This window comes from Mycobacterium sp. E1214 (genome assembly GCF_001666755.1).
GTDB lineage: Bacteria > Actinomycetota > Actinomycetes > Mycobacteriales > Mycobacteriaceae > Mycobacterium.
This window is the reverse complement of sequence record NZ_LZJC01000020.1, coordinates 21,295-33,864: the sequence shown is the minus strand read 5'-3', so window position 1 is coordinate 33,864 and position 12,570 is coordinate 21,295. Positions and strand designations below refer to the sequence as shown.

The window sequence follows — 12,570 nt, the reverse complement described above, 5'->3', positions numbered from 1 at the left end:
CCTCATCGGGGCAGCCTGCGCGCGTCGAGGGCCCCGAACAGGCCGTCGGCGCGATTCCAGCCCTCGGCCAGCCGCTGGGCGGCGTCGCGGCGGCCGGACGCGAGCGCGCCGGCGATCTCCCGGGCGGCGTGGGCGTGCAGGTGGGCGCGGTAGCGCGCGTAGTCGGCCGCCGAGTCCTTGCTCACCATGAACGGCCAGTCGCTGGATACCGTCAGCAGGGTTTCGCGCAGGATCTGGTCGGCGACGGGGTCCCGCGGTGCGGGGCCGCCGGACGTCTGCGACAGCGCCTTGTCGACCGTGCTCAGCGCGGTCTCGACCACCTCGGTGTTGAGCTGGACCAGATCGGCCACCTGGTCACCCGCCCACACCTGCCAGTCCTTGCCCGAACCCCAGGAGCTGGGCGGCAGGGCGACCGGGTCACCGACGAACCCCGCGGAGATCGCGTCGTTGAGGGTGCCGACGCGCACCCCGGCCTCGGGCAGGGCGCGCAGGACCCGCTGCAGCCAGGTCGGGCCCTCGTACCACCAGTGGCCGAACAGCTCGGTGTCGAAGGCGGCGACGACGTGGGCCGGCCGGCCGATCCGCTCGGATTCCGACCGCAGCCGGTTGCGCACGACCTCGACGAAATCGGCGACGTGGGCGTCGACGGCGTGGTCCGCGCGGGCCGGATCGTAGGGGGCCTTGCCGTCGGAGGGCACGTGTCGGCCGGTCACCCGGGCGGGCTTGAGGCCGGTGAGGTGGTCGTAGGTGTGGAAGTCGCGGTACGCGGCGTGGCCGGGGTAGCCGGACTTGGGCGACCAGACCCGGTAGCTGACCTGCAGGTCGCGCCCGAACGCGATCACGTCGCTGTCGCCGACGGGGCGGCCCAGGGCGGTGTCACCGTGCAGCGACGGGCCGTCGACCATGAAGTGGGTGACGCCCGCGCCGGCGTAGTCGTGTTCCAGCCCGGGCGCGTAGGCGCATTCGGGCGCCCAGATGCCGCCCGGGCGCGTCCCCAGGCGCGCTTGGGCGTCGGCCAGGCCCTCGCGCAGCGCGAACTCGCGCAGCCGCGGCGCCAGCAGCGGCTGGAACGGATGGGCCAGCGGGCCGCCGAGCAACTCGACGGTGCCGGCGTCGATCAGCCGGCGCAGCAGCGGGCTGCCGCCATGCCGCCACAGCGTGGCGAATTCGTCCAGCGACCGGTCCGCCTCGGCCCCCTCGCGAATCCCCAACGCGCGCAACGCTTCCGGGGTGCAGGATGGGTAGCTCGCCGACTTCGACGCCGCGATCGCGCGCACGCCGGCGGCCGCTGTCTGCGCTTCCAAGGCCCGCAGCCGCCAGTTGGCCAGCCAGTGGTGCATGCCGTCCAGGCAATACGGGTCGTCGAGCTGGGCGTTGACCACGGGCGTGACGCCCAGCGTCACCACCCCCCGGCGGTCCTCGTCGGCCAGCGTGTTGAGCACCCGCATCAGCGGCAGGTAGGCCGCGGCCCAGGACTGGTACAGCCATTCCTCGCCGACCGGCCAGCGCCCGTGGTGCGCCAGCCACGGCAGGTGGGTGTGCAGCACCAGCGTGAACAGGCCGGGCACGCGGTCCGCGGTCACGGCCGCACCGCGATGGCGATCAGGTCCAGGCTGCCGTCGATGTCCCGGTCGTGCGCCCCGACGAGCTCGAAGTCGTCGACGGTCACCGCGGCGACGTCGGCGGCCAGTTCCGGCGGCCACGGCGCCCCGGCGTCGGCGGCCAATGCCTGCTGGATCTGCGCGTCGATGATGGAGCCGCCGTGCCGGGCGTCCATCGCGCGCAGCCGCGGGCCGTGGAACAAGCCGCTGACCGCGATGTCGGCGAAGCCGCCGTCGGCCAGCAGTTCGGTCAGCTCGCGGGCGTTGAGTTCGCGGGTGTGGAAGGGGTTGATCGGAGTGTCGCGGCCGGGGGAGAACGTCACCCGGTTGGGCGTCGACATCAGCAGCAGGCCGCCGGGACGCAGCACCCGCGCGCATTCGGCGACGAACTGCCCCTGGTCCCACAGGTGCTCGATGACCTGGAAGTTCACCACGACGTCGACCGACGCGTCGGGCAGCGGCAGCTCGGCCAGGTTGGCCTGCATGACCTCGACCCGCGGGTAACGGCTGCGCACGTGGGCCACCGCGGCGTCGTCGTAGTCCACCGCGACGACGCGGCGGGCGACGCCCGCGATCAGGTCGGCGCCGTAGCCCTCGCCACACCCGGCCTCGAGCACCTCGGCGCCCGCGCAGCGCTGGGCCAGGCGCTGGTAGACCACCTCGTGCCGGCGGAACCAGTAGTTTTCGATGGCCAACCCCGGAATGGTGCGCTCACCCGTCAGCGTCAACACCGCATCGGTGCCCGGCGCCGCGGAGCCGGGGGGAACGTCGGGAACCATTGCGCTCATTGGTGAGCAGGCTAACGCGAAGTGTCGGATTCGCGAACCGCGATGCCGCCCCGCGGTCGCCCGGCGTCACGACGCGCGCGCGGGGGACCGGGAGGTCGGAGCGGTTCTCACGTGCGGGGGACAAGAATTTCGGCGTGAGCGCTCAGCTATGGTGTGAAAGCAGAGCGCACAAAGTTACCGGGTAGTAACACGGCCGTGCGTGGCGAAAATGCGTACCGAGGTTCGCAGTCGATTGCTGCGAGCCCCCTTCGAGGAGGACGAACCACACTCATGACGAACATCGTGGTCCTGATCAAGCAGGTCCCGGACACCTGGTCGGAGCGAAAGCTGTCTGACGGCGATTACACGCTGGACCGCGAGGCCGCCGACGCGGTCCTGGACGAGATCAACGAGCGCGCCGTGGAAGAGGCGCTGCAGATCCGCGAGCGCGAGGGCGGCGAGGGCTCGGTGACCGTGCTCACCGCGGGTCCCGAGCGCGCCACCGAGGCGATCCGCAAGGCGCTGTCCATGGGCGCCGACAAGGCCGTCCACCTCAAGGACGACGGCCTGCACGGTTCCGACGTCATCCAGACCGGCTGGGCGCTGGCCCGCGCGCTGGGCACCATCGAGGGCACCGAGCTGGTCATCGCCGGCAACGAGGCCACCGACGGCTCCGGCGGCGCGGTTCCCGCGGTCATCGCCGAGTACCTGGGCCTTCCGCAGCTCACCCACGTGCGCAAGCTGTCGATCGAGGGCGACAAGGTCACCGGTGAGCGCGAGACCGACGAGGGCGTGTTCACCCTCGAAGCCACGCTGCCGGCGGTGGTGAGCGTCACCGAGAAGATCAACGAGCCGCGCTTCCCGTCCTTCAAGGGCATCATGGCCGCCAAGAAGAAAGAGGTCACGGTGCTGACCCTCGCCGACATCGGGGTCGAGGCCGACGAGGTCGGGCTGGAGAACGCCGGGTCGACCGTGCTGTCGTCGACCCCGAAGCCGCCCAAGACCGCGGGTGAGAAGGTCACCGACGAGGGTGAGGGCGGCAACGACATCGCCAAGTACCTGGTCGGCCAGAAGATCATCTAGCACGGACCCCTCCGCACACACGAGAAGAGCGAAACAACCCATGGCTGAAGTATTGGTGCTCGTCGAGCACGCAGAAGGCGCCCTGAAGAAGGTCACCTCCGAGTTGATCACCGCCGCCCGCGCGCTGGGCGAGCCGGCCGCCGTCGTGGTGGGCGCCCCGGGCACCGCCGCGCCGCTGATCGACGGCCTCAAGGAGGCGGGCGCCGCCAAGATCTACATCGCCGAGTCCGACGACGTCGACAAGTACCTGATCACCCCCGTAGTGGACGTGCTGGCCTCGCTGGCCGAGTCCAACTCGCCCGCCGGGGTGATCCTGTCGGCCAACGCCGACGGCAAGGAGATCGCCGGCCGGCTCGCCGCCCGGATCGGCTCCGGCCTGCTGGTCGACGTCGTCGACGTCAAGGAAGACAACAAGGCCACCTACTCCATCTTCGGTGGCGCGTACACCGTGGAGGCGCAGGCCAACGGCGACACCCCGGTGATCACCGTGCGCGCCGGAGCCATCGACGCCGAGCCGCAGGCCGGCGCCGGCGAGCAGGTCACCGTCGAGGTCCCGGCGCCCGCCGAGAACGCCACCAAGGTGACGGCCCGCGAGCCCGCGGTCGCCGGTGACCGCCCGGAACTGACCGAGGCCACCATCGTGGTCTCCGGCGGTCGCGGCGTGGGCAGCGCCGACAACTTCCACGTGGTCGAGGAGCTGGCCGACTCGCTGGGCGCCGCGGTCGGCGCCTCGCGCGCCGCGGTGGACTCCGGCTACTACCCGGGCCAGTTCCAGGTGGGCCAGACGGGCAAGACGGTGTCGCCGCAGCTCTACATCGCGCTGGGCATCTCGGGCGCCATTCAGCACCGCGCCGGCATGCAGACCTCGAAGACCATCGTCGCCGTGAACAAGGACGAGGAGGCGCCGATCTTCGAGATCGCCGACTACGGCGTGGTGGGCGACCTGTTCAAGGTCGCCCCACAGCTGACCGACGCGATCAAGCAGCGCAAGGGCTGACCTCGCTCGACGCTGAAGGCCCCCGGCACGCGCCGGGGGCCTTTCGCGTCACCGGGCCCGGAGCCGGGCGGCGTCAGCCGCCGGTCAGCATCGCGTCGATGCGGCGCAGCGCGATCGCGCAGACCGTGGCGTACGGCGCCGCCCACCACGGCACGTCCATGAACGCCCGCGCCCCGTCGCCCCGCGGTTCCACCCGGTGCCGGGTGGCGGGGACGCCGGCCACCCGCCACGCCCAGGACCGGCCGGCCTCGAACTCGGTGACAACGAACGGCACCGAGACCAGCAGCGACGTCTGCACCGTCCCCGTGACGTGCGGGCCCAGCTCCGTGTACGGCGCGTCGAGCCGCCCGCCGCTGATCGTCGGGCCCCACTTCGGCCAGGCGTCCAGGTCGACCAGCAGCCGCCACACCGCGGCCGGGGCGGCCGCGATATCCCTGTCGACGGTCAGCATCACGGCGCGGCCTGCCCGAGCCGCCGCTGCTGTTCGACGACGTCGTCGAGGTCGCGGAGCCGCTTGAGGCCCGCCAGTGGTTGGGTCATGCGCCGGTTCCCCTCCAGCTGGTTCTTGTTGCGGTTCAAAAACGCCCAGTAGCCGCCGGTGAAGGGGCAGGCACGCTCGCCGACCCGCTCGGTCGGGCGGTACGCGCAGCGCCCGCAGTAGTCACTCATGCGGTTGATGTAGGCGCCGCCCGCGGCGTACGGCTTGGTCGCCATCAGCCCGCCGTCGGCGTGCTGCGACATGCCCACCACGTTGGCGACCATCACCCACTCGTAGCCGTCGACGAAGCAGCGGTGGAACCAGTCGGTGACGGCGGCGGGGTGCCAGCCCCGCTGCAGCGCGTAGTTGGACAGCACCATCAGCCGCGGGATGTGGTGCACCCAGCCGTGATCGCGCACCTGGCCGAGCACGTCGCGCAGGCAGCGCGCCTCGACGGCGTCGGCGTCCAGATCGGCGAACCAGTCCGGCAGCTCCGCGCGCGCCCGCAGCGCGTTGCGGCGCCGGTAGTCCGGGCCGAAATGCCAGTAGACGTGCCAGATGTAATCGCGCCACCCGATCAGCTGGCGGATGTAGCCCTCGACGCTGCCCAGCGGGGCTTGCCCCGCGCGGTAGGCGTCCTCGGCCGCGTACGCGCAGTCCAGCGGGTCGAGCAGGCCGAGGTTCATCGGCGCCGAGAGCAGGCTGTGCGCCATCACCCGGTCGCCGGCGAGCATCGCGTCCTCGTGGGGGCCGAAGTGCGGCAACCGATCCCGCACGAACACCCGCAGCGCGGCCTGTGCCTCGGCGGCGGTCACGGGGAATTCCCGCGGGCCGTCGCGGCCGACGAACGAGGCGTCGCCGTCGCGCTCCCAGCGGTCCAGGTCCGCGCGGACCTGCTCGTCGATCTCGTCCTCGTCGGGCCGCCAGGGCGGGGGCACGCCCAGCGCGGTGGCGTGCTTGGGCGCCGGCTCCCGGTTGTCGGCGTCGAAGTTCCACCGCCCGCCCGCCGGCTGGTCGCCGTCCATCAGCAGGTCGAACCGGCGCCGCGCGTCGCGGTAGAAGTTCTCCAGCAGCAACGTGCGCTGCCGCTTGGCCCACCCGTCGAAGTCCGCGCGGTCGGTGCAGAAGCCGCGCGCGGGCAACACCTCGAGCTGCGGCCTGGACCGCACGAATGCGTCGGCCGCCCAGGTGGTGGGCTGGCACACGCTCAGCGGGTCCCGCACCCGCTCCAGCGCCTCTGCGTAGGTGCGAGTTTGCAGGAACTGCGCCTGCTCGCCCAGTTCGGCGGCGCGGTGGCGCAGCGCGGACAGCACCAGGTGGGCCTTGCGGCGGTGGAATCGGCGGCGCCCGAACACCGCGCGGGACTCGACGAGCAACACCGGCTGGTCGGGGAGGTCCAAAAAGTGCGGGCCGAGCTGGTCGGCGAAGCACCACCGGCGCGTGTCCGCGCTCGACGGGGTCATGGGGAAATCCGACTGCTCACTAGCACGTGCTACCCGGCGCCGTCCGCGCTCAACCGCGGGACCGCGCCACGCGCCGTTCACCCGGCCCCGACGCAGCCCGTGTGAGCTGCGTCGCATCGGGGGAGGGCATGACCTTTTCGCGCACAGTTCGTCATCTGACGTGCACCGACACGTCACAGCGGCGATGCCGACTCGCTCACCGCTTGCGCGACGTTGGGTTCCATGAGCATTGCTTCGGTCCTCATACCCAGCGACACACCAGACGGCGCGATGACCAGCTCGGCCGCCGCGCCGCGCTACTCGCTCCTGCTCTCCACCGACCCCAGCATGATCGAGGCGGCCCAGCGGCTGCGCTACGACGTCTTCACCAGCACGCCCGGCTTCGCGCTGCCGGACGCCGACGGCCTGCGGCGCGACATCGACCGCTTCGACGAGTTCTGCGACCACCTGCTGGTCCGCGACGACGACACCGGCGAGCTGGTCGGTTGTTACCGCATGCTGGCGCCGGCGGGCGCCATCGCGGCCGGCGGGCTCTACACCGCGACCGAATTCGACATCCGCGCGTTCGACCCGCTGCGGCCCTCGCTGGTGGAGATGGGACGGGCGGTGGTGCGCGACGGGCACCGCAACGGCGGCGTCGTCCTGCTGATGTGGGCGGGCATCCTGGCCTACCTCGATCGCTACGGCTACGACTACGTGACCGGCTGCGTGTCGGTGCCCATCGGCGGCGCGGACCCGAAGGGCCCGCCGCCCGGCAGCGAGCTGCGCGGCGTCCGCGACTTCATCCTGAGCCGCCACGCCGCCCCGGCGCAGCACCGGGTGCGGCCGCACCGGCCGGTGGTGCTCGACGGCACGGCCCTCGACGACATCCCCGCGCCGGCGCGGCCATCGGTCCCGGCGCTGCTGCGCGGCTACCTGCGGCTGGGCGCCAAGGCCTGCGGCGAGCCGGCGCACGACCCGGACTTCGGTGTCGGGGACTTCTGCGTCCTGCTGGACAAGCAGCACGCCGACACCCGGTACCTGCGGCGCCTCCGCTCGGTGTCGGCCGCCTCGAACGTGGCCGGCGGCGACCGATGACCACCACCGCGCACCCCTGGCTGCCGCGGGCCTCGTGCAACGCCGGGTGCGTGAGCGTCGGCGACGCGACCGCCGAGTGGCGGCCGGTGGTGGTGCTGCGCGTGACGCTGCGCATCATGCTCGCCCTGATCCTGGCGCCGGGGCTGCCGTTGCTGGCCGTCCCGCTGCCGGGCCGCACCCGCGTGCAACGGATCTACTGCCGGCTGGTGCTGCGCTGCCTGGGCGTGCGAATCACGGTGTCCGGCAACCCGATTCGTAACCTGCGCGGGGTGCTGGTGGTCAGCCCGCACATGTCGTGGCTGGACGTGTTCGCCATCGGCGCCGTGCTGCCGGGGTCGTTTGTCGCCCGCGCCGACATGTTCACCGGCCCGGCGACCGGGATCGTGGCCCGCATCCTGAAGGTCATCCCGATCGAGCGGGCCAGCCTGCGGCGGCTGCCGGACGTCGTCGCCGCCGTCGCACGGCGGTTGCGGGCCGGGCAGACGGTGGTGGCGTTCCCGGAGGGCACGACGTGGTGCGGCCGGCCCGGGCAGTTCCACCCGCCCGGTGGCGATTCCGGGCGGGCACCGGCCGGAGGAGGAGGCGGGCAGTTCCACCCGCCCGGTGACGATTCCGGGCGGGCACCGGCCGGAGGAGGAGGCGGGCAGTTCCACACCGGCCGGGGCGCCTTCTACCCGGCGATGTTCCAGGCGGCGATCGACGCCGGCCGGCCGGTGCAGCCGCTGCGCCTGACCTATCACCACGTCGACGGCAGCCTGTCGACCGTCCCGGCCTTCGTCGGCGACGAGACGCTGCCGCGGTCGATCGGCCGGTTGCTGACCGTCCGGCGCACCCGGGCCCGGGTGCACGTCGAGTCGCTGCAGCTGCCGGGGGTCGACCGGCGCGCCCTGGCCGGCCGGTGCCAGTCGGCCGTCGGGGTCGGCCCGTCGCCGCGGGCCGGTCACGGGCACGCGCTCGTCGCCTGACCCCCGGTTGCGCCGCCCGGCCCGCCGAGGCTTGCGGCCTGCAGCGCCGCCGGGCCGAGCCGGTATTCTGGGGCGCGTCATGGCCTACCTGGATCACGCCGCCACCACCCCGATGCACGCCGCCGCCGTCGAGGCGATGACGGCCGTGTTCCGCAGCGTCGGCAACGCCTCGTCGCTGCACACCAGCGGCCGGGCGGCGCGGCGACGGGTCGAGGAGTCCCGGGAGCTGATCGCCGACCGGCTGGGGGCGCGGCCGTCGGAGGTCATCTTCACCGCGGGCGGGACCGAGAGCGACAACCTGGCCGTCAAGGGCATCTACTGGGCCCGCCGCGACGCCGAGCCGCGACACCGGCGCATCGTCAGCAGCGCCGTGGAGCACCACGCCGTCTTGGACTCGGTGCGCTGGCTGGTCGAGCACGAGGGCGCCGAGGTGACCTGGCTGCCCACCGCCGCCGACGGCTCGGTGTCGGCCGAGGCGCTGCGCGACGTGCTGGCGCACCACGACGACGTCGCGCTGGTCTCGGTGATGTGGGCCAACAACGAGGTCGGCACGGTGCTGCCCGTCCACGACCTGGCCGCCTTCGCGGCCGAATTCGGCGTGCCGATGCACAGCGACGCCGTGCAGGCGGTGGGCCAGCTGCCCGTCGACTTCGGCGCCAGCGGGCTGTCGGCGATGAGCGTCACCGCGCACAAGTTCGGCGGCCCGCCGGCCGTGGGTGCCCTGCTGTTGCGCCGCGACGTGGCGTGCGTGCCGCTGGCGCACGGCGGCGGGCAGGAGCGCGACATCCGCTCGGGCACCGCCGATGTCGCGGGCGCGGTCGGAATGGCCACGGCCGCAAAGATCTCGGTGGACGGGTTGGACGCCAACGGCGCGCGGCTGCGGGTACTGCGGGACCGCCTGATCGACGGCGTGTTGACCCGAATCGACGACGTCACCCTCAACGGCGTCCGCGACCCGTCCCCCGCAAGCGGGAGGTACCCCCAGCGGCTGCCCGGCAACGCGCACTTCACCTTCCGCGGGTGCGAGGGCGACGCGCTGCTGATGTTGTTGGACGCCAACGGCATCGAGTGTTCGACCGGCTCGGCGTGCACGGCCGGGGTCGCGCAGGCCTCGCACGTGCTGACCGCGATGGGCGCCGACCCGACGGCGGCCCGCGGCTCGTTGCGGCTGTCGCTGGGCCACACCAGCGTGGACGACGACGTGGACGCGGTGCTGCGGGTGCTGCCCGCGGCGGTGGAGCGCGCCCGCCGCGCCGCGCTGGCCTCGGCGGGGGCGTCGTGAGGGTGCTGGCCGCCATGAGCGGCGGCGTCGACTCCTCGGTCGCCGCCGCCCGCATGGTCGAGGCCGGGCACGACGTGGTGGGCGTGCACCTGGCGCTGTCGGCCGCGCCCGGCGCGCTGCGCACCGGCTCGCGGGGCTGCTGTTCGAAGGAGGATGCCGGCGACGCGCGCCGCGTCGCCGACGTGCTCGGAATCCCGTTTTACGTCTGGGATTTCGCCGAGCGGTTCGCCGCGGACGTCATCGACGACTTCGTCGCCTCCTACGCCCGCGGCGAAACCCCCAACCCGTGCGTGCGCTGCAATCAGCGCATCAAGTTCTCGGCCCTGTCCGCCAAGGCGCTGGCGCTCGGCTTCGACGCGGTGGCCACCGGCCACTACGCCCGGCTCTCGGGCGGGCGGCTGCGCCGCGCCGTCGACGAGGACAAGGACCAGTCCTACGTGCTGGCCGTGCTGACCGCCGACCAGCTGCGTCACGCCGCCTTCCCGGTCGGTGACACCCCCAAGGCGGCGATCCGGGCCGAGGCCGCCCGCCGCGGCCTGGCCGTCGCCGACAAGCCGGACAGCCACGACATCTGCTTCATCCCCTCGGGCAACACCCGGGCCTTCCTGGGCGAGCGCATCGGGGTGCGCCGCGGCGCCGTGGTCAACGCCCAGGGCACCGTGCTCGCCGAGCACGACGGCGTGCACGGCTTCACCATCGGCCAGCGCAAGGGTCTGGGCATCGCGGGCCCGGGCCCCGACGGCCGGCCCCGCTACGTGACGGCCATCGACGCCGACACCGCGACCGTCCAGGTGGGCGAGGCGGCCGACCTCGACGTGCACGAGTTGACCGGCAGCAGCCCGGTTTTCACCGCCGGCGTGGCACCGGCCGGCCCCTTCGAGTGCGCGGTGCAGGTACGGGCGCACGGCGAAACCGCCTCGGCGACAGCGCAATTGGTTGGCGACGAACTCGTCGTGCGGCTGCGTGAGCCGCTGCGCGGCGTCGCGCGGGGCCAGACGCTGGCGCTGTATCGGCCCGACGCCGCGGGCGACGAGGTCCTGGGCAGCGCGACCATCTGCGGCACCGGCCGCTAGCGCGGCACGTTCGCGGCGATGTTCGTCATCACGATGTCGGACACCGACTGCGCGAACCCGCACGAGGTGACCTCCAGCAGCGCCACCGACAGCACCTGGTACTCGCGGCCGCAGCCGCCGGGCCGCAGCCGCAGCGACGTCGCGTCGGCGTTCCAGTCCCCGACGTAGAGCTGGCCGCCCGAACCGTTCGCGCAGGCCTCGACGGTGCCCACCAGGCTCGCGAACGCGTGCCGGGCGGTGTCGACGTTCGGGTAGGCCGCGGCGCCCTCGGAGATCAACGCGCCGTCGGGCGGATCCTGATAGGTGGTCTTGTGGAACTGCTCGAAGTCCGCGCCGAACGTGGCGGTCTCGGCGTAGATGAACCGGCACTCCCGGGGCGCGGTGTCGGCCAGCGCGTCGATGTCCACCGGGTTGGTGCCGTCCATCGACGGAATGATGCTCAGGTGCTCACCGGCGCCGGTGATCGCCCGCATGCGCGTCTGGTCCAACAGGATCGCGTCGACGCTGACGCCCTGCACCGAGTGGCGCGTCGCGCCGAACTGCGCCGCGGCGGACCCGTCGACGACCCGGGTGCACGCCGCCGTCAGCGCCACTGCCCCCACAGCCAGCAGCGGCCCGATCCACCTCGCCGTTCGCGACACCGTTTCGCACCCTTCTGGCGTCGAAGCTACCCGGGCGCGGACCCCGGCGGACACCCCTGCCGACCGGCGCGCCGAGTGACGTCGAATACGGTTGCCCGGTGAGTGTTTTGGCGCGTCCCTTCGCCACCGGCAGCGGCCTCGGCTCGTGGCCCGGCGTCACCCCGCGGCGGGCCGCCGAGGTGGTGGTGGGCGAACTGGCCGGCGCGCTCGCGCACATCGTCGAACTGCCCGCCCGCGGGGTGGGTGCCGACACGATCGGCCGGGCCGGCGCGCTGCTGGTCGACGTGGCCATCGACACCGTGCCGCGCGGTTACCGGATCGCCGCCCGTCCCGGCGCGGTCACCCGGCGGGCCGTCAGCCTGCTCGACGAGGACATGGATGCGCTCGAGGAGGCGTGGGAGGTGGCCGGCCTGCGCGGCGGCGAACGCGCGGTCAAGGTGCAGGCCCCGGGGCCGATCACGCTGGCCGCCGAGCTGGAGCTGGCCAACGGCCACCGCGCGATCACCGACGCGGGCGCGCTGCGCGACCTGTCGGCGTCGCTGGCCGAAGGGGTGGCCGCGCACCGCGCCGCGCTGGCCCGGCGGCTGCAGGCGCCGGTGGTGGTCCAGTTCGACGAACCGTCGCTGCCCCGGGCGCTCGCCGGGGAGCTGACCGGCGTCACGGCGCTCAGCCCGGTGGCGGCGCTGGACGAGGCGGTGGCCGGCGCCCTACTGGACGCCTGCGCCCAGGGCGTGGGCGCCGCGGCGATGCTGCACAGCTGCGCGCCCGGCCTGCCGTGGGAGCTATTGGAAGGCAGCGGGTTTGACGCGGTGTCGGTGGACGCCGGCACGCTGCGGGCCGCCGACCTCGACGGCATCGCCGCGTTCGTCGAGTCCGGGCGCACGGTGATGCTGGGCGTGGTCTCCTCGACCGCCCCGCCGCGGCACCCGTCGGTCGAGGAGACGGCCGCCGCGCTGGTCTCGGTCACCGACCGCCTCGGCTTCGGCCGCGCGGCGCTGCGGGACCGGATCGGCGTGACGCCGGCGTGCGGCCTGGCCGGCGCGACCCCCGAGTGGGCGCGCACCGCGATCGAGCTGGCCCGCAAGACGGCCGAGGCGTTCGCCGACGACCCGGACGCCATCGGGTAGGCGCCGGGGTGTCGGC

Annotated in this window: 12 protein-coding genes; 7 read left to right on the top strand and 5 right to left on the bottom strand. The window is 73.4% G+C overall.

The features are described 5' to 3' along the window. Positions 1–2: 2 nt before the first annotated feature. Positions 3–1,583, bottom strand: coding sequence for a glycoside hydrolase family 57 protein (locus A5700_RS02085; RefSeq protein WP_068069032.1), 1,581 nt, complete (start codon positions 1,581–1,583; stop codon positions 3–5). Further along, positions 1,580–2,389, bottom strand: coding sequence for a bifunctional 2-polyprenyl-6-hydroxyphenol methylase/3-demethylubiquinol 3-O-methyltransferase UbiG (locus tag A5700_RS02080; RefSeq protein WP_068069035.1), 810 nt, complete (start codon positions 2,387–2,389; stop codon positions 1,580–1,582). Before A5700_RS02080 ends, A5700_RS02085 begins: the two co-directional genes overlap by 4 nt. 270 nt (positions 2,390–2,659) lie before the next feature. Here A5700_RS02080 and A5700_RS02075 point away from each other — a divergent pair, with 270 nt between their 5' ends. Both A5700_RS02075 and A5700_RS02070 read left to right on the top strand, forming a co-directional pair. After that, complete coding sequence (locus tag A5700_RS02075) at positions 2,660–3,451, top strand: electron transfer flavoprotein subunit beta/FixA family protein (RefSeq protein ID WP_068069038.1); 792 nt, start codon at positions 2,660–2,662, stop codon at positions 3,449–3,451. A 40-nt stretch (positions 3,452–3,491) separates the two neighbouring features. After that, the gene (locus tag A5700_RS02070; protein ID WP_068204398.1) at positions 3,492–4,448 is read left to right on the top strand and encodes an electron transfer flavoprotein subunit alpha/FixB family protein; all 957 of its coding nucleotides are present in this window, start codon (positions 3,492–3,494) and stop codon (positions 4,446–4,448) included. A 73-nt stretch (positions 4,449–4,521) separates the two neighbouring features. On the opposite strand, the gene A5700_RS02065 is transcribed toward A5700_RS02070, so the two are convergent. Beyond that, positions 4,522–4,899: an SRPBCC family protein gene (locus A5700_RS02065; protein ID WP_068069043.1), complete on the bottom strand. Its 378-nt coding sequence runs from the start codon at positions 4,897–4,899 to the stop codon at positions 4,522–4,524. Further along, a complete protein-coding gene (locus A5700_RS02060) occupies positions 4,899–6,389 on the bottom strand; it encodes a cryptochrome/photolyase family protein (RefSeq protein ID WP_068069046.1) in 1,491 nt (496 codons plus the stop codon). The genes A5700_RS02065 and A5700_RS02060 overlap by 1 nt, the downstream gene beginning before the upstream one ends. 222 nt (positions 6,390–6,611) lie before the next feature. Between A5700_RS02060 and A5700_RS02055 the strand changes: the two genes are divergently transcribed. The 4 genes from A5700_RS02055 (at position 6,612) to mnmA (ending at position 10,786) form a co-directional block, all read left to right on the top strand. After that, positions 6,612–7,466, top strand: a complete 855-nt coding sequence (locus A5700_RS02055; RefSeq protein WP_068069049.1) for a GNAT family N-acetyltransferase — start codon at positions 6,612–6,614, stop codon at positions 7,464–7,466. Next, on the top strand, positions 7,463–8,431 hold the full coding sequence (locus tag A5700_RS02050; RefSeq protein WP_068069051.1) for a 1-acyl-sn-glycerol-3-phosphate acyltransferase: 969 nt from the start codon (positions 7,463–7,465) through the stop codon (positions 8,429–8,431). The genes A5700_RS02055 and A5700_RS02050 overlap by 4 nt, the downstream gene beginning before the upstream one ends. Before the next feature lie 79 nt (positions 8,432–8,510). Then, positions 8,511–9,713, top strand: a complete 1,203-nt coding sequence (locus A5700_RS02045) for a cysteine desulfurase family protein (RefSeq protein ID WP_068069054.1) — start codon at positions 8,511–8,513, stop codon at positions 9,711–9,713. Further along, positions 9,710–10,786: a tRNA 2-thiouridine(34) synthase MnmA gene (gene mnmA, locus A5700_RS02040; RefSeq protein ID WP_068069058.1), complete on the top strand. Its 1,077-nt coding sequence runs from the start codon at positions 9,710–9,712 to the stop codon at positions 10,784–10,786. Before A5700_RS02045 ends, mnmA begins: the two co-directional genes overlap by 4 nt. On the opposite strand, the gene A5700_RS02035 is transcribed toward mnmA, so the two are convergent. Then, complete coding sequence (locus tag A5700_RS02035) at positions 10,783–11,427, bottom strand: sensor domain-containing protein (protein ID WP_197502801.1); 645 nt, start codon at positions 11,425–11,427, stop codon at positions 10,783–10,785. The genes mnmA and A5700_RS02035 overlap by 4 nt on opposite strands. A gap of 98 nt (positions 11,428–11,525) precedes the next feature. Between A5700_RS02035 and A5700_RS02030 the strand changes: the two genes are divergently transcribed. After that, on the top strand, positions 11,526–12,554 hold the full coding sequence (locus A5700_RS02030; protein ID WP_068069064.1) for a methionine synthase: 1,029 nt from the start codon (positions 11,526–11,528) through the stop codon (positions 12,552–12,554). Positions 12,555–12,570 lie beyond the last annotated feature (16 nt).

Bases quoted from the DNA above. Each gene is read 5' to 3' on its own strand.
- A5700_RS02075 (WP_068069038.1), top strand. From the start codon at position 2,660: ATGACGAACATCGTGGTCCTGATCAAGCAGGTCCCGGACACCTGGTCG.
- A5700_RS02050 (WP_068069051.1), top strand. From the start codon at position 7,463: ATGACCACCACCGCGCACCCCTGGCTGCCGCGGGCCTCGTGCAACGCC.
- A5700_RS02080 (WP_068069035.1), bottom strand. From the start codon at position 2,389: ATGAGCGCAATGGTTCCCGACGTTCCCCCCGGCTCCGCGGCGCCGGGC.
- A5700_RS02055 (WP_068069049.1), top strand. From the start codon at position 6,612: ATGAGCATTGCTTCGGTCCTCATACCCAGCGACACACCAGACGGCGCG.
- A5700_RS02065 (WP_068069043.1), bottom strand. From the start codon at position 4,899: ATGCTGACCGTCGACAGGGATATCGCGGCCGCCCCGGCCGCGGTGTGG.
- A5700_RS02045 (WP_068069054.1), top strand. From the start codon at position 8,511: ATGGCCTACCTGGATCACGCCGCCACCACCCCGATGCACGCCGCCGCC.
- A5700_RS02060 (WP_068069046.1), bottom strand. From the start codon at position 6,389: ATGACCCCGTCGAGCGCGGACACGCGCCGGTGGTGCTTCGCCGACCAG.
- A5700_RS02070 (WP_068204398.1), top strand. From the start codon at position 3,492: ATGGCTGAAGTATTGGTGCTCGTCGAGCACGCAGAAGGCGCCCTGAAG.